18 protein-coding genes, 1 pseudogene and 1 riboswitch are annotated in these 22,367 nt (G+C 35.2%); of the genes and pseudogenes, 8 read left to right on the top strand and 11 right to left on the bottom strand.

What is annotated here, in order from left to right; genetic code table 11:
- Window positions 1–45: 45 nt before the first annotated feature.
- Window positions 46–963 (top strand): inorganic triphosphatase, encoded by a 918-nt coding sequence (locus H3T83_RS07330; protein ID WP_198215444.1) that lies wholly within the window; start codon window positions 46–48, stop codon window positions 961–963.
- 1,229 nt (window positions 964–2,192) lie between these two features.
- Window positions 2,193–5,030: a bifunctional [glutamate--ammonia ligase]-adenylyl-L-tyrosine phosphorylase/[glutamate--ammonia-ligase] adenylyltransferase gene (gene glnE, locus H3T83_RS07325; RefSeq protein WP_198215443.1), complete on the top strand. Its 2,838-nt coding sequence runs from the start codon at window positions 2,193–2,195 to the stop codon at window positions 5,028–5,030.
- 120 nt (window positions 5,031–5,150) lie between these two features.
- Here the strand turns inward: glnE and ttcA are convergent, their stop codons facing one another.
- Both ttcA and yeiP read right to left on the bottom strand, forming a co-directional pair.
- On the bottom strand, window positions 5,151–6,047 hold the full coding sequence (gene ttcA / locus H3T83_RS07320) for a tRNA 2-thiocytidine(32) synthetase TtcA (protein WP_034901359.1): 897 nt from the start codon (window positions 6,045–6,047) through the stop codon (window positions 5,151–5,153).
- Window positions 6,048–6,061: 14 nt separating this feature from the next.
- Window positions 6,062–6,634, bottom strand: a complete 573-nt coding sequence (gene yeiP / locus H3T83_RS07315; protein ID WP_034884126.1) for an elongation factor P-like protein YeiP — start codon at window positions 6,632–6,634, stop codon at window positions 6,062–6,064.
- A 12-nt stretch (window positions 6,635–6,646) separates the two neighbouring features.
- On the opposite strand from yeiP, the gene H3T83_RS07310 reads away from it, so the two are divergent.
- Window positions 6,647–7,012 carry a YkgJ family cysteine cluster protein gene (locus H3T83_RS07310; RefSeq protein ID WP_232351133.1) on the top strand — a complete coding sequence of 122 codons (366 nt, stop codon included), beginning with the start codon at window positions 6,647–6,649 and terminating at the stop codon, window positions 7,010–7,012.
- Between the two features lie 178 nt (window positions 7,013–7,190).
- Window positions 7,191–8,657: an amino acid permease gene (locus H3T83_RS07305; protein ID WP_255518728.1), complete on the top strand. Its 1,467-nt coding sequence runs from the start codon at window positions 7,191–7,193 to the stop codon at window positions 8,655–8,657.
- Between the two features lie 127 nt (window positions 8,658–8,784).
- On the opposite strand, the gene infA is transcribed toward H3T83_RS07305, so the two are convergent.
- The 6 genes and pseudogenes from infA to bamD all read right to left on the bottom strand — a co-directional run.
- The gene (gene infA / locus H3T83_RS07300; protein ID WP_025315083.1) at window positions 8,785–9,003 is read right to left on the bottom strand and encodes a translation initiation factor IF-1; all 219 of its coding nucleotides are present in this window, start codon (window positions 9,001–9,003) and stop codon (window positions 8,785–8,787) included.
- 235 nt (window positions 9,004–9,238) lie between these two features.
- Window positions 9,239–9,895 carry a nicotinate-nucleotide adenylyltransferase gene (gene nadD, locus H3T83_RS07295; protein WP_034903002.1) on the bottom strand — a complete coding sequence of 219 codons (657 nt, stop codon included), beginning with the start codon at window positions 9,893–9,895 and terminating at the stop codon, window positions 9,239–9,241.
- A complete protein-coding gene (gene holA, locus H3T83_RS07290; RefSeq protein ID WP_034903005.1) occupies window positions 9,889–10,893 on the bottom strand; it encodes a DNA polymerase III subunit delta in 1,005 nt (334 codons plus the stop codon). The genes nadD and holA overlap by 7 nt, the downstream gene beginning before the upstream one ends.
- Window positions 10,894–10,902: 9 nt before the next feature.
- Entirely contained in the window at window positions 10,903–11,394 is a 492-nt protein-coding gene (lptE, locus tag H3T83_RS07285; RefSeq protein ID WP_065614278.1) for an LPS assembly lipoprotein LptE, read from the bottom strand.
- Window positions 11,395–11,432: 38 nt separating this feature from the next.
- Window positions 11,433–14,015 (bottom strand): leucine--tRNA ligase, encoded by a 2,583-nt coding sequence (gene leuS / locus H3T83_RS07280; RefSeq protein ID WP_065614277.1) that lies wholly within the window; start codon window positions 14,013–14,015, stop codon window positions 11,433–11,435.
- A gap of 255 nt (window positions 14,016–14,270) precedes the next feature.
- A pseudogene (bamD, locus tag H3T83_RS07275) lies at window positions 14,271–14,993 on the bottom strand (outer membrane protein assembly factor BamD); the annotation flags it as partial.
- Window positions 14,994–15,086: 93 nt separating this feature from the next.
- Here bamD and rluD point away from each other — a divergent pair.
- Window positions 15,087–16,061 carry a 23S rRNA pseudouridine(1911/1915/1917) synthase RluD gene (gene rluD / locus H3T83_RS07270; RefSeq protein WP_065577979.1) on the top strand — a complete coding sequence of 325 codons (975 nt, stop codon included), beginning with the start codon at window positions 15,087–15,089 and terminating at the stop codon, window positions 16,059–16,061.
- 8 nt (window positions 16,062–16,069) lie between these two features.
- Complete coding sequence (gene pgeF / locus H3T83_RS07265; RefSeq protein ID WP_110453779.1) at window positions 16,070–16,837, top strand: peptidoglycan editing factor PgeF; 768 nt, start codon at window positions 16,070–16,072, stop codon at window positions 16,835–16,837.
- 205 nt (window positions 16,838–17,042) lie between these two features.
- Here pgeF and H3T83_RS07260 read toward each other — a convergent pair whose 3' ends face one another.
- Together H3T83_RS07260 and queD are read right to left on the bottom strand one after the other, a co-directional pair.
- A complete protein-coding gene (locus tag H3T83_RS07260) occupies window positions 17,043–17,657 on the bottom strand; it encodes a 7-carboxy-7-deazaguanine synthase QueE (protein WP_110453594.1) in 615 nt (204 codons plus the stop codon).
- Window positions 17,654–18,082, bottom strand: a complete 429-nt coding sequence (queD, locus tag H3T83_RS07255) for a 6-carboxytetrahydropterin synthase QueD (RefSeq protein ID WP_065577977.1) — start codon at window positions 18,080–18,082, stop codon at window positions 17,654–17,656. Before queD ends, H3T83_RS07260 begins: the two co-directional genes overlap by 4 nt.
- A gap of 3 nt (window positions 18,083–18,085) precedes the next feature.
- Window positions 18,086–18,131, bottom strand: a riboswitch (PreQ1 riboswitch).
- Window positions 18,132–18,405: 274 nt separating this feature from the next.
- On the opposite strand from queD, the gene clpB reads away from it, so the two are divergent.
- The gene (gene clpB / locus H3T83_RS07250; RefSeq protein ID WP_110453593.1) at window positions 18,406–20,976 is read left to right on the top strand and encodes an ATP-dependent chaperone ClpB; all 2,571 of its coding nucleotides are present in this window, start codon (window positions 18,406–18,408) and stop codon (window positions 20,974–20,976) included.
- 282 nt (window positions 20,977–21,258) lie between these two features.
- Here the strand turns inward: clpB and H3T83_RS07245 are convergent, their stop codons facing one another.
- A complete protein-coding gene (locus H3T83_RS07245) occupies window positions 21,259–21,864 on the bottom strand; it encodes a hypothetical protein (RefSeq protein ID WP_065650868.1) in 606 nt (201 codons plus the stop codon).
- 258 nt (window positions 21,865–22,122) lie between these two features.
- Here H3T83_RS07245 and H3T83_RS11575 point away from each other — a divergent pair, with 258 nt between their 5' ends.
- Window positions 22,123–22,212: an HAD hydrolase family protein gene (locus H3T83_RS11575; RefSeq protein WP_110453591.1), complete on the top strand. Its 90-nt coding sequence runs from the start codon at window positions 22,123–22,125 to the stop codon at window positions 22,210–22,212.
- Window positions 22,213–22,367 lie beyond the last annotated feature (155 nt).

Here is a 22,367-nt window from a genome sequence, read left to right as displayed (position 1 = left end):
TAATCAGTATATCATATAACAAAATAACTGATAAAAAACAGACAAATGAGTAACGAAATTGAATTAAAGTTTCAAATCAATCAAAGTGATATAGAGCAGTTACAATATTACTTAAATCAATGGGTTTGTTGTGATGAAGCCGAGTTTTCATCGCAACAACATTTGGTTAGTCAATTAAATCTGATTAACACTTATTACGATACTGAAGATCATTTTTTACGACTTAATGGTTGTGGTCTTCGAATTCGAACTACAGAAACTGAGCAAAGTAAGTGTTTTGAAATTACCTTGAAATCTAAAGGTAATTCTGTAGGTGGATTACATGAACGCATTGAAATTAACCAACCTTTACCTAATGATAAGCTCGATTTAAGTGTCCTACCGAAAGAGGCATTACCTAATGGGTTAACGCAGTTAAGACCACTTTTTACCACCAATTTTAAACGGCAAACTTGGCTGATTTCATTTGCCAATAGCGAAATTGAAGTTGCTTTAGATTTGGGGCAAATTACCTCAAATGGTCAATCTATGCCAATACAAGAGGTAGAGTTAGAAATCAAACAAGGCAATAAGCAAGATTTGCTCAACTTTGCGATCGAATTAAGTCGCTTTAACTTACATCTATTTTCTCAAAGTAAGGCTTCTCGGGGCTATCGTTTATTAGATAACTTAACCTTAACTCCTACTATTCTTTCCTCACAAATTGAGCAAGATTTAGCCGATCTACTAAACTTTTGGCAACAAAATGAAGAATATGCTTTAGCAAATAATGATTTAATTTTTTATAAACAGCTACTTATTCAAATAAACGAGATACTTATTAACAAAAATCTGCAAATTGAGCCTGAATTTAAACAGTGGCAAATGGCGATACCATTTATTGACTCGATTAAACAGTTTGCTTATTGCGAGGTGAATACCAAGTTCAAGTTGATGTTAATGGCTGAAATAAATAAAAAATAGGTATACGAATTAAAATGAAAACAACCCTCTTTAAATTACCACTATTATTAGTGGTATTTTATTGGTTATTATATAGTGTTTTTACCGTTATTTATCTTACTAGATTTGATAACGATTTTATATCGTTATATGTTGGGACTGACCAAATTGCCTTGAAAATTGTTAAGCAAGTTTTAATCAGTTTTTTTCTTCAAATACCTAATTCAGTAGTTCTTTTTACTATTTCCACAATAGCATTTAATCAGTATTCCATTTCCATAATTAATCGGAAAAACATTATTAATACCTTCTTAGTTGCCATATTTATTGTATTAAGCGATATGGTTTTTCGCTTGAGTTACTACTCTTATAGTTATGATTGGATTGTGTCTAAACTAAGATTTTTAAATATTAATGATGGAGATAATTTTTCGGCATATATATTTCATCTCGCAGAGTATCTCATTTTCTATTTTTTTATAACACTTGGTACTTATCTTAGTATTAAATTATGCAAAAAAAATTATATCTGTAACGAAATCATATTAACCGAAACAGAAAGTCAGAACTTACATATGGTGTTATTCATCTGTTTTTATAACTGTTTCTTTATAACCATGTCATATTTGTTGCTTTTCGATGGTATGTATTACAGTTTAAGTAACCTGATTTTCTCTATAGTCTTATTGGCGATATTTTTATCAATAGTAAATTTAATTGGTTATTTCTTGCTAAGAAAATGCTTTACAGCAGTAACAGAAATTTTGGCTTTAAAAAAGGTAATTTTTAGTTCGCTTATTACCTTTATATTAAACTGCCTTTTATTAATACTTATTCTATACATTTACAACTATATCTATAATTTCCTACCATTCGATATTATCTCTAATACTTTTAAATTGTTCTACTTATGGATGTTTTTAATTACTTTGTTGATTTCAAGTTGTTTATTGGTAAGAAAGATGACAAAGTTGTTTTTTGATAAACATTAACCCGCTATTCGAATCAAAGAATATAACATTGTTATTGGCCGTTACGTTATAACCAATAACAATGATAAGGTAAACAAGCAATATAAGACCTAACGATAGTCAGCAGTTATAGTTTTATCGGTAAACAGATTGCGAAAAAGTATCAATACTGTTTTTCACGATTTGTTTAATAAAAAGATAGGTGAACTTAAAAAGTCATTTATAATATTTAATTAGGTGATTTTATGTATATATAAATATTTTAAGTGAGTGCTAATTATGTCCCAGCCAAGCTCGTTAGTTTCACCATTAATTGTTGAGCAAAAACAAAAGATTATATCCCAATTGTCACAATGTAATGCAAAAGAGGTGCTCGATAACCTTGATATTTTGCTGCAAAGTGATTTTCTGGTTGATGCTTTTTATCGATTTCCCGAGTGGCTGACAGATATTATTACTTACCCCCCTCAAGCTGATGAAAGATGTTTCTATCAACAATGGTTAAATGAAAGACTAGTATCAGTATTTGATGAATTAGCTCTAATGAAAGTATTAAGATTATTTAGGCGTTATATTCTGATAAGGCTTGAATGGTCACAATTAACCCGCACAAGTAGTGATGAGCAGATTTTATTACAACTCTCGCAGTTAGCTGAAGTGATTATTATCACTGCACGTGATTGGCTTTATGAGCTTAGTTGTAAAGAATGGGGAACGCCATGTAATTTACAAGGACAAGCACAACCTTTACTTATCCTAGGTATGGGAAAATTAGGTGGTGGCGAACTGAATTTTTCCTCCGATATTGATCTTATTTTTACCTACCCTGAACATGGTCAAACACAAGGTGGCCGGCGAGAATTAGATAATGCGGTGTTTTTTACCCGTTTAGGGCAACGCTTAATTAAAACACTAGACCAAATTACTGAAGATGGTTTTGTCTACCGCGTTGATATGCGTTTACGCCCACTTGGCGATGGCGGTCCGCTGGTTTTAAGTTTTTCTGCTATGGAAGATTATTATCAAGAGCAGGGGAGAGACTGGGAACGTTATGCCATGGTAAAAGCAAAAATACTTGGTGATCAGCAAGATCCTTACACCAAAGAGCTTTACCAAATGTTAAAACCATTTGTTTACCGCCGTTACATTGATTTCAGTGTATTGCAGTCATTACGAAATATGAAAAGTATGATAGAGCGTGAAGTTCGGCGTCGAGGTTTGACTAACAATATCAAACTTGGTGCAGGTGGTATTCGTGAAATAGAGTTTATTGTACAAGTTTTTCAACTTATACGAGGTGGACGTGTTGTAGGTCTACAAACTCGCTCATTATTAAATGCCTTACAAGTAATAGAACAAGAATCGTTACTTAGTGTTAATGAAGTAGATACTTTACGAGAAAATTACTTTTTCTTACGTCGCTGTGAAAATCTATTACAAGCGATACATGATGAGCAAACGCAAACTCTACCAGAAGATGAATTAGACCAAATACGTTTAGCAATCGGCATGAATTTTAGTAACTGGAACGAATTTGTAACGGAACTCACTCGAAGAATGCAATTTACTCGACAAATATTCAATCAGCTTATCGGTGATGAATCAACAGAAACAGTTCATAACGTAAACAACGACCAATATGCTGATCTTTGGGTACCAGATTTACAATTAAGTGACGTTACTTCGATATTAACCAACTATGCACATGATGATGCTGAAAAGCTCTATCAGATGCTTTGCCAATTTCGTGATGATATCGGTAAAAGGACGATTGGTGTTCGCGGCCGAGAAATCCTTGATCAGCTAATGCCAAGATTATTGGAGTCGGTTTGTAATGATAAGCATGCGCTAATCGTATTGTCGCGGATTTTACCGCTATTAGTGAATATTGTTAGTCGAACAACGTATTTAGAATTACTACTTGAATACCCAACAGCATTAAAACAGTTAATTCGATTATGTAGTGCCTCGCCAATGATTAGTGAGCAACTTGCTCATTATCCAATCTTATTAGATGAACTAATAGATATTAATTCTCTTTATCAAACTGTTGCACCTAATGAATACAAAAGTGAACTTTATCAATATTTACTGAGAATTCAGGTTGATGATGAAGAACAACAACTTGAAGCTTTAAGACAATTTAAGCAAATGCAATTACTGCATATAGCTGCTGCTGATGTTGAACAAGTATTAAGTACTATGAAAGTAAGCGATCATTTGACCTATGTTGCAGAATCACTAATTGATTTTGTTGTGCAAATGGCATGGAATCAAATGGTTGCTCGTTATGGAAAACCTACACATTTAACTGACAATCAAAAAGGATTGGTTATTATCGCTTATGGCAAATTAGGTGGTTGGGAATTGGGTTATGGTTCAGATTTAGATCTGGTATTTCTTCATGATTGTCCTGTAGATAGCATGACTAATGGAGATAAGCAAATTGATAGTCGTCAATTTTATTTACGATTAGTACAACGGATCATTCATCTATTTAATGTTCGCACCAGCTTTGGAATTCTCTATGAAGTTGATGTTCGTTTACGTCCACAAGGTGATGCTGGTTTATTAGCTTGTAGTTTAAATGCATTTTATGACTATCAAATGCATGAAGCTTGGACATGGGAGCATCAAGCACTGGTTCGAGCAAGAGCTGTTTATGGTGAAATAGACCTTATTAAACGCTTTAACCAAATCAGACATGATGTTCTATGTAAAAAACGTGAGGAAAATATATTAAAAACCGAAGTCCGAGAGATGCGTGAAAAGATGCGAGCCCATTTAGGTACTACTGAATCTCATCGGTTTAATTTGAAAATTGATGAAGGCGGTATTGGTGATATTGAATTCTTATCTCAATATCTGGTACTTAATTATGCTCATCAATATCCTAAAATGACAACATGGAGTGATAACGTACGAATTCTAGAGTTAGCGGCAAATTATCAAATTATGGATAGTCAAGAAGCAGAGCAACTAACTAAAGCTTATATTGATATGCGTAATGAAATACATCAATTATCATTACAACTTTTACCTAGCACCGTTGATGATTCCTGTTTTAAATCAGAAAAACAGATTGTTAACCAAAGTTGGTTGAAATGGCTTAAATAATAATTAGCCTGAATATAGTTATGATTAATTAAGATCGTTAATAAATATAAATTTTAGGTGATTTATCGGCGATATAGATTATCACCGATAAAAAGATAATTTATAGAGAATAGCTAATTGCTAGTTAGCCTCTTTCCACAGAATTAGATCTTGATCGTCGAGTTCTGACGCATCAAATCCGACCATGGCTGGCAATTCTTCACGGTCAAAGGCTAAATCGCCACCATTGATATCAATATCACCTTTCTTAATCCCTTTGAAATCGTAAAGATTGGTATCACATAAATGCGAAAGGGTGATATTTTGTGTAGCACGAAACATGGTTTCGATACGGCCAGGATATTTCTTATCCCAATCATTTAGCATCTCTTTGATCACTTGCCGTTGTAAATTAGGCTGTGAACCACAAAGATTACAAGGAATGATAGGAAACTGTTTTATTTCAGCATATTTTGCAATATCTTTCTCTTTGCAATATGCAAGAGGTCGAATAATAATATGCTCACCTGAATCATTCATCAATTTAGGTGGCATAGCCTTAAGTTTGCCGCCATAAAACATATTTAAAAACAAGGTTTCCAAAATGTCATCACGATGATGTCCAAGCGCTATTTTGGTTGCACCAAGTTCAGTTGCAGTGCGATATAAAATACCACGTCGAAGCCGAGAACAGAGTGAACATGTAGTTTTGCCTTCAGGGATTTTTTCTTTAACAATACCATAAGTATTTTCTTGAACAATTTTATATTCAATACCTAAGGATTCTAGGTATTGAGGTAAAACATGCTCTGGAAATCCTGGCTGTTTCTGATCTAAATTAACGGCAACTAATTCAAATTGCACTGGAGCACTGATTTTTAAATTAATAAGAATGTCTAGCAATGTATAACTATCTTTACCGCCTGATAAACAGACCATTATACGATCGCCTTCTTCAATCATATTAAAATCAGCGATTGCTTCGCCAGTAAGACGGCGTAAGCGTTTATGTAATTTATTTTGATTGTATGTATTCATCACGATTTAATTGATTATTCCGCTCGGCTCATATATCGGCGTTCAGCAATATGAATTTTAACTTTTTCGTGGTTATCAATATATTCAGGTACTTGAATAACAAGACCAGTAGAGAGTGTAGCCGGTTTAGTGCGTGCACTTGCCGACGCACCTTTAATACTTGGCGACGTTTCAATGATTTCAAGTTCAACTGTTTGTGGTAATTCTAAAGCCACAACTTCACTTTCAGCCATTAAAACTTGAATGCCATCCATACCACCTTCAGGAATAAATAGCAGTTCTTCTTCAATTTGATCTTTCTTAAAAATAAACGGCGTATAGTCTTCATTATCCATAAACACATATTCATCACCGTCAATATAAGAAAAGCTAACAGGGCGTCGAAATAATTCGATAGTATCTAAAATATCATCACCTTTAAAACGTTCTTCAACTTTACCGCCAGATTTCACATCGGTAAAACGCATTTTATAAAGGGTACTAGCACCACGTGCACTAGGACTTTGAACATCAATCTCTTTCACCAATAATAGTTTGCCATTATAGGTGACCGCATCACCACGTTTTATTTCATTTGCTTTAGCCATAATACTTTCTTCATGTTTAATAGATTTAAAAATTTAGCTCGCTATTTTACCCTTAACTTGCTATTGTCACCATTAAAATTTATAAAACAACAACAAATTCCTCTAAATCCAATGACTGATTCATTTAAATGTCGTAAAAATTGCGGTGCATGCTGTATTGCGCCATCAATTTCATCTACTATACCTAGTATGCCTAATGGTAAACCAGCTGGGATTGCCTGTTTTCATTTAGATGAGAATTTTCAATGTAAATTATTTGGTAATGCTAGTAGACCTCTAGTCTGTAGTCGTTTAAAACCTTGTTTTGAAATGTGTGGAACAAATCGCGATCAAGCGATGGATTATTTAACTCAATTAGAACAGTTAACTAGCAACTAAGTATTGCGAATATTTAACATATCAGTTGTATTATTAGAATTATTTATCTCGCAAAGAAATTTTTTTGATACACTTCAACGCAATTTATCAGCTAATGATAAATATCGGAATAAATTATTTTAAATCAGTTATTAACCTAGATATAAAGCATAAGGTAGTAACTAAGTATATTTAGAATCTGTTTAACAAGAAGAAAATTGATATGAATAATAAATTAAAGCGTGATTTAAAAGCCCGTCATTTAGCGATGATAGCCATTGGTGGCTCTATCGGAACCGGGTTATTTGTCGCTTCAGGCGCTACTGTTGCACAAGCGGGACCAGGTGGCGCCTTACTCTCTTATGCGATTATTGGCATAATGGTTTATTTTTTAATGACTAGCCTTGGTGAGCTTGCTGCTTATCTTCCTGTTTCAGGAACTTTTGCAACTTACGGGGCTCGCTATGTTGATGAAGCCTTTGGTTTCGCTATTGGTTGGAACTATTGGTACAACTGGGCGATTACCGTTGCCGTTGACTTAGTTGCGGCACAATTAGTGATCTCCTATTGGTTTGATGCAGGTGCTTATAGTTGGTTATGGAGTTTATTGTTCCTAAGCATCATCTTCTGCTTGAACTATATTTCTGTAAAAGGCTTTGGTGAAGCAGAATTTTGGTTTTCGTTAATTAAAGTCGTCACTGTGATTTTATTTATTTTAGTTGGTTTATTAATGATTATTGGCATTTTAAAAGGTGCTGAAACTGCTGGTTGGCAAAACTGGCAAGTTGGCGATGCCCCATTTGTTGGCGGTTTTTCCTCAATGATTGGCGTTGCGATGGTAGTTGGTTTCTCATTCCAAGGTACTGAACTAATTGGTATAGCAGCAGGAGAATCAAAAGATCCAGAAAAAAATATTCCAAAAGCAATGAAACAAGTATTTTGGCGGATATTATTATTTTATATTTTGGCAATTTTAGTTATTAGTTTAATCATCCCATATACTGATCCTAACTTACTACGTAATGATGAAACTGATATCAGCGTAAGTCCATTTACTTTAGTTTTTCAGCATGCTGGATTATTATCTGCAGCAGCTATTATGAATGCGGTGATTTTAACTTCAGTACTTTCTGCCGGTAACTCAGGGTTATACGCTTCAACCCGTATGCTATATGCTTTAGCTAAAGAAGGTAAAGCACCGAAGATCTTCGGAAGATTATCTTCATCAGGTGTACCTGATATGGCATTATTTGCGACAACATTAGTGGCTATGCTTTGCTTCTTAACCTCACTATACAAAGATCAGGAAGTTTATTTATGGTTACTTAATATGTCAGGTATGACAGGGTTTATTGCTTGGCTTGGTATTGCTATTAGCCATTATCGTTTTAGAAAAGGCTACATAGCACAAGGACATGATCTAAATAAATTACCATATCGTTCGAGTTGTTTCCCATTTGGCCCTATTTTTGCCTTTATACTTTGTTTGACGATAACATTAGGTCAAAATTATGAAGCATTTTTACAAGAGACCATTGATTGGAACGGTGTCATTGCCACTTACATTGGTATTCCATTATTTCTTTCGATTTATTTTGGTTATAAAATCGTTAAAAAGACTAAATGGATAAAGTATGAGCAAATGGATTTTTCTCAAATGGATTAATTAGATAGTAACCTAAATTATGACTTGCACTTCCGTCGACTTTAGTCGACGGAATTGTATTAAAAAAGAGAAAATAACTAATCAACTTATTAGTTAATAATGTAAAACAACAAGCGTGATAACGATATTAACGACTACGGAATATGATACGTGCTTTTGAAAGATCGTAAGGTGTCATTTCTACCGTTACTTTATCGCCAGTTAGAATTCGAATATAGTTCTTTCTCATCTTTCCAGAAATGTGTGCAGTAACAACATGACCGTTTTCAAGTTCAACACGAAACATCGTGTTCGGAAGAGTATCAAGAATAGTACCTTGCATTTCAATGTTATCTTCTTTTGCCATTGGGGCCTCTTAATATTAAATACAAATTAAATACACTCAAATTAAAAAACATCATTCTCATTTTCTTTACGATTAACTAGAAAAGCGAATTAATCAAACTCAACTAAATTACCAAAATGTTTTTTGATCAAGATAAAGTGATTGATTTGAGTATAAACACAGAACAGCTACATCCAAATTATCTAAATATAGCGGCGAAATAATGCCGAAAAAACTCTCAGATGTAAAGTCATTTCTAACATTTCTTTGCATTATAGAGCCTATTTTCATGTATATATTGCCAAACTTTAGGCGATAATAACTTTTCACAGCTTTGTTGATTATCAATATTTTGTCGGATTTCTGTTGCTGAAATTGCTTCAAGCGGAGTATTAGCAAAGTAAATATAGCCATTAGGACATTGATGTAATGTTTGACTAACTTGGGTTTGGTGTTGATAAATCCATTGTTGTAACTTGGTATCACAAGAGGTTTGAGCATAACCAGGCCGCTTACATATTAGCAAATGACAATAATCAAGTAATTTTTGCCATTCTTTCCATGTTGGTAAACTAAGCAAAGAATCTTGCCCCATTATAAAAGCTAAACTTTGCTGAGTACCATTTTGCTGACGCCATGATTTGAGAGTATCAATGGTAAAAGAGGGCTGATTGATTAGCGTTGGTTCTAATTCTCGAGTATCAATTGAAAATAGAGAATAATCAGCTATAGCCAGCTCCAACATAGCTAAACGTTGCTCAGTATTGGCCTCAGGTTGTGGTTTATGAGGTGGAATACGGTTAGGTAACAGATTAATTTTAGTTAATCCTACCTCTTTGGCTAGGGCTAAAGCTGGGCGTATATGTCCATAATGGATTGGATCAAAGGTTCCACCAAATAACGCAGTTAGCACTTATTTAGCCCCATAAACTGCATAGTTAAACTCAACAGCGCATCCCAGATAGGTAAATCATTATTATGTTTTAGACTAATTTCAATGTCGGTTAAAGTTGCTAGAAGGGCGAATAATGCTTTGATATCAAAACGATTCAAATAATAGCTATACATGGTTCTTCTATTTTGCCACACTCTGTATTCGTCAAAAACTTGACGGGGTGATTTTTCGGCCAAAGCTAATTTTAAATTAATCAACAAAATCAATTCACGTTGAATAATCCGCATCAATATTAATGGCTCAAAGTCATTCATTTTTAGCTGTTGTAAAACATGTGTTGCACGTTTTGCTTTATGGGAAAGCATTGCATCAATCCAATGAAAAGGCGTAAATATTGCTGAATCATTAATATTTGATTCAACTTGCTCATAAGAAATAGTTTGATTGGGATAGAGTAAATTTAATTGTTCAATAAGCTGTGTCAACGCCAACAAATTACCTTCATAATAATAGCTAAGTAACTCAATCGCAGGAGATTCAATAACTATTTGCATTTGTTGCAAATAGCTTTTGATCCATTGTGGTAATTGTGCTGCTTCAGGTGTTGAACAATTCACTACCACTAATTTGTCAGATAAAGCCTTATACCATGATGCATTTTCTTGGTTCTTAGTGATCTTAACTAGACTAATTATCAAGCCAATATCAGGCGTCAACATTTCACATAATGTGTTTAATTTTGCTGCGACCGAAACATTTAACACACCTTCTCCAATATCTATACAGAGTAAAGTCTTGCTTGAAAATAGATTCATTGCTTGGCAACTATCATACATTGCCGACCAATCTGTTTGGCTATTTATGGTAAAAGAAAGTTGCTCGTCATATTGAGCTTGCTTAAAAGCATAACGTAATTGAGTTTGTACATAATGTTGCAGATAAGGATCGCTACCTAAAATTAAATAATAAGGCGATCCTAATTGCTGGGTTATTTTTTCAGCACTAATTTTTATCATAACAAGTCGTTAGTTTGCTGCATCAACTGCTTTCAATTTACGGATGATGTCTTTAGCTGCTTGCTTATACATTTCATCTTCAATCAAATTTTGTTCTACAGTCTTAGCCAATGCAGCTGCTGGATTATCGAAGAAGGTACGGAATATACGAACGGTAATTGGATGAATTTGTTCGCCAGCGATGACTACTTGAGCTTGAATAGCCAATACTAACTGATATTCCGCAGCTTTACCATCTTGATAGATTGATATAGTACTTCTATCCAATGAATCACTGACTATGCGTAATGATGGATATTTAGCTTTATTATTGGCTTCAGCTAATGTAACCCCATTATCGCGTAGCAACTCTTTAATATCCCTTGACAATCGGCCGTATGGATCACCACTCTCATAAGACAGTGTCTTAAAGCGAGCAGGAACTTCGGGTTCATATTGCAAATGAAAACCGCATCCAGACAACAATATTGTCAATAACATCAAAGCCAAATATTTTTTCATTGGTATCATCACCTATATCTTAGTTATATCCAACATTATTAACTTACAACCAAATTCAATAATTTGCCTGGCACATAAATAACCTTACGAATAGTTGTATCAGCTAAATATTTTTGAATGTTTGGTTCTTGCTTCGCTTGCTCTACTACAAAATCTTGTTCGGCATCCGCAGGAACGGTAAATTTACCACGCACTTTACCATTGATTTGTACCACAATTAATTTTTCATCTTCAACCATTGCTGACTCATCAGCAGTAGGCCATGACGCATTATCAATGGTTTCACCATTACCTAATGCTTGCCACATAATAAAACAAGCGTGAGGCATCATAGGATAAAGTAATCTAACAACTGCATTTAATGATTCATCCATTAACGCACGGTCTTGATCTGTATCTTGTGGCGCTTTTTGTAGGCGATTCATAAATTCCATTACTGCTGCGATTGCGGTATTGAAGGTTTGGCGGCGACCAATATCATCGCTGACTTTAGCAATCGTTTTATGTAGTTCACGACGTAACGCTTTTTGATCGGCAGTCAAATTAGATAGATCAAGAGTTGTTGTTTTACCTAGTTGAGCATGTTCATATACTAAACGCCATACACGTTTAATAAATCGATTAGCACCTTCTACACCAGATTCTTGCCATTCAAGAGTCATATCGGCTGGAGACGCAAACATCATAAATAATCTAACGGTATCTGCACCATATTTTTCAACCATCTCTTGCGGGTCGATACCATTATTTTTCGATTTAGACATTTTTGTCATACCAGCATGAACAAGTTCATTACCTTTGCTATCTGTGGCTTTAGCAATACGACCTTTGTCATCACGTTCAATAGTGACTTCAGTTGGTGAAACCCAAATTCGTTCATTGGTAGGGCTGGTGTAATAGAACGCATCAGCTAAAACCATACCTTGGCATAACAAGCGTTTAGCTGGTTCGTCTGATTTTACTAAACCAAAATCACGCATTAATTTATGGAAGAATCTAAAATAGAGTAAATGCATAATTGCATGTTCAATACCACCAACATATTGATCAACAGGCAACCAATAATTTGCTGCATTTTCATCTAACATACCTTTGTCATAATGAGGGCAGGTATAGCGTGCATAGTACCAAGACGACTCCATAAAGGTATCAAAAGTATCCGTTTCACGTAGTGCAGGTTGACCATTAACTGTAGTTTTTGCCCAATTCGGATCTGCTTTAATTGGACTAGTAATACCATTCATTTCAACATTTTCTGGTAAAATGACTGGCAGTTGATCTTCTGGTGTCGGGATTGTTGTGCCATCTTCAAGTGTCACCATAGGAATAGGTGCACCCCAATAACGTTGACGAGAGACTCCCCAATCACGTAAACGATAATTTACTTTACGATTACCAATACCTAATGCGATAAGTTTATCTGCGATGGCATTAAAGGCTTGTTCAAAATTAAGACCGTCAAACTCACCAGAATTAAATAATTTACCATGTTCAGTATAAGCTTGTTGTGATAGATCGGGCACTTGATCATCTTGTGTTAAAATAACAGGTTTAATTGGTAGATTATATTTTGATGCAAACTCATAATCACGTTCATCGTGACCAGGAACCGCCATTACGGCACCTGTGCCGTATTCAATTAAAACAAAGTTTGCAATCCAAACTGGAACTTTATCACCGGTTAATGGATGGATAGCAAAAAATCCTGTTGCCATACCTTTCTTTTCCATTGTTGCCATGTCGGCTTCAGCGGTTTTAGTCGTTTTGCATTCAGCAATAAATTCAGCAATTTTTGGATTATTTTGTGCAGCTAACTGAGCGAGTGGATGTTCCGCAGCTACCGAAACAAAACTCACACCCATTAGCGTGTCAGGACGAGTCGTATAAACACGCAACTTGTCGCTATAGTTTTCAACGGCAAAATCAAACTCTACCCCTTCAGAACGACCAATCCAATTTCGTTGCATTGTTTTGACTTGTTCTGGCCAGCTTTCAAGAGTATCTAAGTCATTCAATAATTCATCAGCATATTCAGTGATTTTGATAAACCATTGAGGAATTTCTTTACGCTCAACTGGAGTATTACAACGCCAACAACAACCTTCAACTACTTGCTCGTTAGCTAATACAGTCTGGTCGTTTGGACACCAGTTAACAGCTGAAGTTTTTTTATAAACTAAACCTTTTTCAAATAGCTTAGTAAAGAACCATTGTTCCCATTTGTAATACTCAGGACGGCAAGTTGTCACTTCACGATCCCAATCATAACCAAAACCAAGTAGCTGTAATTGCTTCTTCATGTAAGCAATATTTTCATAAGTCCATTTGGCTGGTGCTGTATTATTTTTAACTGCTGCACCTTCGGCGGGTAAACCAAATGCATCCCAACCGATAGGTTGTAATACATTCTTACCATTTAAACGTTGGTAGCGCGAAATAGTGTCACCGATTGTATAATTTCGAACATGACCAAGATGTAAACGACCTGAAGGGTATGGAAGCATCGATAAACAGTAATACTTCTCTTTAGATGGATCTTCAGTAACGTGGAATGTTTTGTCTTCTTGCCAATGTTTTTGTACTTTGGCTTCAATTTCATCTGGGCGATATTGTTCTTGCATGACGAATTAATGTCCTATCTATTATTGCTAATAAAAATAATTTGCTAATTGTATTGGTTATTGAGGTGTTTTACAAACGTTATGTGAATTGTAAGATTGATTTATTAGGAATTAAAAGATGTAATTTGGATATTGTGCATTAATAAAAGCGTAAAAAGCGGGCTATGCCCGCTTAGTAAATAATTAGCCACCATTGAATACACTAGTAAACTTGGAGAAGAATGATTTTTGTTCTTCTTTTGGTATGTTTTCTAAATTGGCCTGAATAAGTTGATCAACTTTTTGGCTCTCATCAACTAAACCTAATTCATTGTAAGCATTACGCATCAATAACAGTGCGCTCTTAGTTGAATCAGTATCAGGGAATAAAGCTAACATTTGGGTAACCCGATTAATCACTGCAACATATGCACCACGTTTAGTATAATATTGCGATACTTTTAATTCATGACGAGCAATACGGTTTTTCAAAAATACTAAACGCTTTTTGGCATCTGCGGCATAACTACTATTTGGAAAACTAGTTACCAAATAAGTAAAATCTTTGAATGCAGCCATAGCAAACTCAGGATCTCGGTCTGAACGATCGACATTAAACCAACCCTGAATTGTATTGTCATTTTGCGCCATATTTGAAATTCCGCGCATGTAAATTACCCAATCAATATTTGGGTGCGTTGGGTTTAATTTTAAAAAGCGGTCAATTGATGCAATGGCCAGTGGATAATCCGCTGTTTTATAGTAGGCATAAATCAAATCTAATTGAACTTGTTGTGAATAAGGTCCAAATGGATAATTTTTGTCTATAGCCTCTAAAACACTAATACTGGATTTGATATTTCCACTCTCAAGCTCTGTTTTAGCTTTATTGTGGAGCTCAATCTCTGGCACATTTTCAACATCATGCTTTGTACTTGTACAGCCAATTAGCATGCTACTTAAAGCGATAGCTAACAAAGTTTGTAAACGCAATTTCATTCAGTTTTCAATCCAAAATATAATTAAACATTAAAGGCGATGATTAGTATATAATACTCTAAAACATAACAGCTTAAAATAGATAAATTACACATGCATAAGTTAAAACTTTCATCTGAAATCGAACAAACCCAGCTTGGAATGCGTTTGGATCAGGCTTTGTCCGAGCTTTTCCCTGATTACTCAAGGTCAAGAATTAAAGAATGGATCGTAAATAATAAAGTACTAGTTAACAATAATATTGTAAATAAACCCAAAGATAAAGTACTTGGTGGCGAAAAAATAATTATTGAAGTTGAAATTGAAGAAGAAACCTATCACCAACCAGAAGATATAAAACTTAATATCGTTTATGAAGATGATCATATCTTGGTTATTAATAAACCTCGAGATTTAGTTGTTCATCCTGGTGCAGGGAATCCAAATGGTACCGTATTAAATGCATTACTTTATCACTATCCAGATATCTCACGGGTACCAAGAGCAGGCATCGTCCACCGTCTAGATAAAGATACCACAGGATTAATGGTGGTTGCTAAAACCATTGAAGCACAAACTCATTTAGTAGAATCATTACAATTACGAGAAATTACTCGTGAGTATGAAGCGGTTGCTATGGGGATCATTACCGCTGGCGGTAGCGTAGATCAACCAATTACTCGCCATCCAACTAAACGGACCCATATGGCGGTTTTTCCAACCGGAAAACCAGCAGTAACCCATTATCGTGTTATGGAAAAATATCGGTTACATACCCGATTACGTTTAAGACTTGAAACAGGGCGTACCCATCAAATTCGTGTACATATGGCACATATTGCCCATCCATTAGTCGGTGATCCTCTTTATGGTGGTCGACCAAGACCACCGAAAGGTGCTAGCGAATCATTTATCCAAACTTTACGTGATTTTGATCGCCAAGCCTTACATGCCACTATGTTACGTTTATATCATCCAATTACTGGCGAGCTAATGGAATGGCATGCACCAATACCTGATGATATGCAAAAATTAATTCAAGAATTACAATTAGATACCGAACTCCACAAAGATGAACTTGATTGGTAATAGTTATGATTAAATCAATTTATCCCTATTGGCCGGCACCGACAAATATTCGTGCTTTTACTACAACTCGCATCGGGGGCGTGAGTTCTGCGCCGTTTGATAGCCTAAATTTAGGTAGCCGTACTGGTGATGATTTAAATGATGTTGTTGAAAATCGTCGTCTTATCATTAGTGCTGAAAAAATCCCTAGCGAACCTTATTGGTTAAATCAAACCCATAGCACAACTGTACTTGATATTTCAGAAATTCAACTACAACCCGCACATGGATTGATTGGTAATAGTGAACGTTTTGAAGCTGATGGCTCATATACCCGGCAAGCAAATCAAGTTAGTGTCGTGTTAACGGCTGATTGTATGCCAGTACTATTTTGTTCAGTCGACGGTAATCAAGTTGCCGCTGCCCATGCAGGTTGGCGTGGACTTTGTCATGGTATTTTAGAAGAAACGGCAAAGAAATTTTACTGTAAGGCCTCTGATATCATAGTTTGGCTTGGTCCTGCAATTGGCGCTACAAAATTTGAAGTAGGTGGCGAAGTAAAAAAACAGTTTGAAGCTTACGATGCAAATGCGCATCATGCATTTAAACTAATAGATGCTAAACAACAAAAATATTTAGCGGATCTTTATATGATTGCCAAACAGCGATTAAATTCAATCGGTATAAGCCAGATTTATGGTGGTAACTATTGCACCTATACCGAGCGAGACTTGTTTTACTCCTACCGTCGAGAAAATAAGACAGGAAGGATGGCAACAATGATTTGGTTTGAATAAAACCACTAAACAAGGCTTCGAATAATCTATTAATCATGATAAAAACAGATCTAGATGATCTGTTTTTATCATTTCTGCCATACCAATAACTAGGTAAAAATCCTTATTCCCTTAATAATGAATCATCATAACTGAAGGTATTTTATCGTATAGGATAATAGTCTATTTTATTTTTATAACCTATAGTGAAAGTTTGCCAATCTAACTATTCAATATTGGCAAATTTATGTGTTTGTAGACTTAGCATCCATTTATTGTCAATACGATTATGATTAATCTTACCTAACAACTTAATGGTATCAAACATATTCATCTCACCATTGACTTCGCAAGGTGACAAATAATAACGCTTAGCTTGAATATGCTGCTCAATATAGTAACAAAAATCGATAAATCCCATTTGTTTCTCTGCGACAATTCTTACTTCACTGGCTGTTGATTGCAAAATTTTTTGATAACGATGGTGATAACAAAATTTAGGACTCAGTGCAATATAATCAATCAGCGGATCGACTTTACCTAGTCCATTACTCTCAATTGCAATATAGTAACCAGCTTGTTTTAAATGCATTAATAATAAAGATAACTCTTTAACCATTGTGGGCTCACCACCGGTAATTATAATATTGCTACTTTTATATTGTTTAACTTTTGTCAGTATTTGCTCTAACGTAAAACGTTGGAATTTGCGGAAATTAGTATCACACCAACTACAGTTTAAATTACAACCGGCAAAACGAATAAAAATAGCTGGCATACCAGTGTTATAACCTTCGCCTTGTAAAGATTCGAAGATTTCAACAATACGATATTCAATCATTTTTCGCTCCGATGATACTCACAATAAGAAGTAGGGGTTTCCCAAAGCTTAATCATCGACACAGGTAGAAATTGTGATAAGCGGTCAAAAATAAATTTACTCATTCCTTCTGCAGTAGTGCGACAAGGGAAAGCAAAAATTTTACGTTGCATTTGCTGTAAAAGCTCAGCTATTTGGCTTTCATTAGCATTATTTTGATTATAAAGATAAGCATGATCGAGTTGGTCAATAATTTGCTGTTTTACAATTGATTTTATGTCAGCATAATCCATTACCATATCAGCACTTGAACCGCTGGTAATAAGTTCATTGCTGATCTCGACTAACAAACGGTAGGTATGACCATGTAGGTTATGACATTTTCCATTGTGCCCATCTAACATATGACAAGCATCAAACTGGAACTCTTTAGCAATTTTAAACATATTTCTTTCCTAGTTTTTTTTCGTGGGATGGATTACGAACCACGGTTAGCTAACCTAACAAAATGAATTGGCTAATATAAAGGATAACAGCTTGAGTGTCATCCAAATTTACTAAACATTTTTGCTTAAGTGCTGGTTTTTCAAACTACTTTATCTTTTATAAAGACGCGAGTAAAATATAAACGATTTTATTGCAAAAATTCGTCAAAAATATTGTTAATCAGCTCTTGAAATTTATTCTTCCACACTCATTTAGTGATTATGCAAATGGATTGAATGTGTTACACATTTAAACCAAATTTATTGCTTAGGAGATAAATAATATGAGGTTAGATAAACTCACTAACAAATTTCAACAAGCTTTAGCTGATGCGCAATCAATCGCATTAGGTAAAGACAATCAATATATAGAGCCCATCCATGTATTATCTGCCATGCTCAATCAAGAAGGCAGTGGGATTAATCCATTACTGGTGGCGTCAGGCGCAAATATTGCGACATTACAACAAGAATTAAATCAAGCAATTGAACGTTTACCCCAAGTTCAAGGCATTGGTGGTGAAGTTATTCCATCACAAGAATTAGTAAGAATTTTGAATCTATGTGACAAACTAGCGCAAAAAAATGGCGATAGCTATATTTCATCTGAACTATTCATACTAGCTGCGTTAGATGAAAAAGGTAATTTAACTGATATTTTAAAAAGAGCAGGTGTCAGCAAAGACAAATTTAGCCAAGCAGTTAACCAAGTAAGAGGGAGTGATAACGTGAACGATCCTAATGCTGAAGATCAACGTGGTGCATTGAAAAAATACACCATTGATTTAACCGAAAGAGCCGAACAAGGCAAGCTTGACCCAGTCATTGGTCGTGATGAAGAGATTCGTCGTACAATACAAGTATTACAACGTCGAACCAAAAACAACCCAGTACTTATTGGTGAACCAGGCGTAGGTAAAACAGCTATCGTTGAAGGATTAGCACAACGTATTGTTAATCGTGAAGTGCCAGAGGGTTTACGTAACAAACGCGTATTATCATTAGATATGGGGGCATTAATTGCCGGTGCTAAATATCGTGGTGAATTTGAAGAACGATTAAAAGCGGTACTTAAAGACATCGCCAAAGCCGAAGGTAGTATTATTCTCTTTATTGATGAAATACATACTATGGTCGGTGCCGGTAAAAGTGACGGTGCAATGGATGCTGGTAATATGTTAAAACCAGCTTTAGCTCGAGGTGAGTTACACTGTGTTGGTGCTACCACGCTTGATGAATATCGCCAATATATCGAAAAAGATCCGGCATTAGAACGTCGTTTCCAAAAAGTTTATGTAGCAGAACCGTCAGTTGAAGATACCATCGCAATATTGCGCGGTTTAAAAGAACGTTATGAACTGCATCATCATGTGCAAATTACCGATCCAGCAATTGTTGCAGCAGCAACTTTATCGCATCGTTATATCTCTGATCGTATGTTACCAGACAAAGCGATCGACTTAATTGATGAAGCAGCATCAAGTATCCGTATGCAAATGGACTCAAAACCAGAGTCATTGGATCGGCTTGAACGACGTATTATTCAGCTCAAACTTGAACAACAAGCACTCAAGAAAGAGTCTGATGATGCAAGTAAAAAACGACTTGAGATGTTAAATGATGAACTTGCTGAAAAAGAAAAGGCTTATGCATCACTTGAAGAAGAGTGGAAATCAGAGAAGGCTGCACTTTCGGGTACTCAAAATATCAAGGCCGAGTTGGAAAAAGCACGTACTGAAATAGAACAGGCACGCCGAATGGGTGACTTAAACAAGATGTCCGAACTACAGTATGGCAAAATCCCCGAATTAGAGAAGAAACTAGCTACAGCCACACAGCTAGAAGGTAAAACCATGAAGTTATTGCGTAACAAAGTCACCGATAACGAAATTGCTGAAGTTTTATCGAAAGCAACAGGTATTCCTGTATCGAGAATGCTAGAGAGTGAAAAAGAAAAACTGTTACATATGGAAGATGCCTTACATAAACGCGTTATTGGTCAAAATGAAGCGGTGGTTGCTGTGGCCAATGCTATTCGTCGTAGTCGAGCAGGGCTTTCTGATCCGAATAAACCGATTGGTTCCTTCTTATTCTTAGGACCAACAGGTGTTGGTAAAACTGAACTTTGCAAAACATTGGCTAACTTTATGTTTGACAGTGAAGATGCTATGGTGCGTATCGACATGTCTGAGTTTATGGAAAAACATTCTGTGGCTCGATTAATCGGTGCTCCTCCTGGTTATGTAGGTTATGAAGAAGGTGGCTATTTAACTGAAGCTGTGAGACGACGACCATACTCTGTCATCTTACTCGATGAAGTCGAAAAAGCCCATCCAGATGTCTTTAATATCTTATTACAAGTATTGGATGATGGACGATTAACTGATGGACAAGGTCGAACTGTCGATTTTCGCAATACAGTAATCATCATGACATCTAACTTAGGTTCTGATCTGATTCAAGGTCAAATCGAACTAAGTTACGACGAGATGAAAGCGTTAGTCATGACCGTGGTAACTAAACACTTTAGACCGGAGTTTATTAATCGTATTGATGAAACAGTGGTATTCCATCCATTAGGACAAGAAAACATCAAAGCAATTGCGAAAATTCAATTAGCTCATGTTGAAAAACGTCTTGATGAGCGTGGATATGAAATGGATATCTCTGATGCTGCACTAGAACAACTAGCTAAAGTTGGTTTTGACCCAATTTATGGTGCAAGACCATTAAAACGTGCAATACAACAAGAGATTGAAAACCCATTAGCTCAACAGATTCTATCTGGAAAATTAGTTCCTGGTAAAACGATTCATCTAGATTTGGATGAAGGTAATATTGTTGCCAAACAGTAAAACTACTTATTGATTGGTTGTCGAAAATACAACAATATTAAACAAGCCAAAAAGCCTGAAAATTAATTTTCAGGCTTTTTTTTATCTATAGCATTAGTATTCTTGATTATAAAAAATCAAATTTATTTAGTTTGACAAAAAAATTGAGGAAAGGGGTTTTTGACGGTTTATTAAAATTAAGTTGATAGATTTGGAAAGGTTAACTCATTTGACAATCAGAATATGAAAAGCCTGAAAATTGCTTTTCAGGCTTATTTTTAGTTATCTAAAAAAGGCTTTACTTTACAATGGATTTACATCGGAAAATCTAAAAATATACTCAGGTTCTGTTAACTTACCATCCAAACTTAAACTTGACTCATAGATGCAGGTCTCGTTATCTTTAAAAAAGTTACCTGAAAACTTCACTTTTTGACCTTTTTTCATATTAGCAATTTTATCGAATAAAGGAGTATCAGGTTTAAGTAATGTTTTATGGAACGAATCTGATAATGCATTATTCCAAGTTTTAACATATATTTTTCTGGCAATTTCAATTTCTAATACACCGTAACCATCAGAATTTGAATCAATCTTCTTAATAGTTCCTACCCAATCTTTAACTGACAAATTAGTGATACCGTTACAAATTGCCTTGCTTCTCTCTCTAAGGGCACTGCCTTTTTGCATATCGTTATCAGCTTTTATAGCTTTATCCATAGCAGTTTTACTTGCTTCAATTAATGTAGTTTGATCTTGAGGATATTGGATTTCAGGTGTTGCTTCTTTCTTAGTTTCATCATTCTTACTATTCCCAAAAATAGCTACAATGACTACTAAAATTATAACGACAATCAAAATTTTCTTAATTATAGAACTTTTCTTTTTTGGGGTGGTTTCATTGGTCATAAGTCATCCTTTTAATAATGCAAAAAACTCATTCTAATTAAAAATGATTAAATTTCAAATAAATATTTATATTAATCTCGACCTGATATTTCAAATACAATATATTGTGTGTCTAAAAATAATTAAGCACAATAAACATCAAGATGATCAAATCCCCCCAAAGAAAGCAGACATGATAAAGTTAATTATCACTTATTTAGATGGAACATTTTTAAATGATCAAGGCGATTATGATCGGGATTCAACTATAGCTTTGCTATGCGAAACGCCTTTGATGATATCAAAACAGTAGCTAAATTTATTACTGGATCAAATAACGAAAGTGCTGTGATGAAAACTATCGAGTGAGGTTAGCATGGCAAACAGGGATGTTTGCCAAGGAGCGTTAAAAGCGAACGAAGGCGGAAGGCAGTCACGTAGTGACCACTTGCGTGGTCGCCGCGGGAGATTGTAAAGAGGGTTCGCGCCAACCCTCTTAACTCGGACGTAATCACCGTATAGAA

The sequence above is a fragment of the Gilliamella sp. M0320 genome (assembly GCF_016101635.1).
Classification (GTDB): domain Bacteria; phylum Pseudomonadota; class Gammaproteobacteria; order Enterobacterales; family Orbaceae; genus Gilliamella; species Gilliamella apis.
This window is presented reverse-complemented; position numbering and strand designations above follow the sequence as displayed.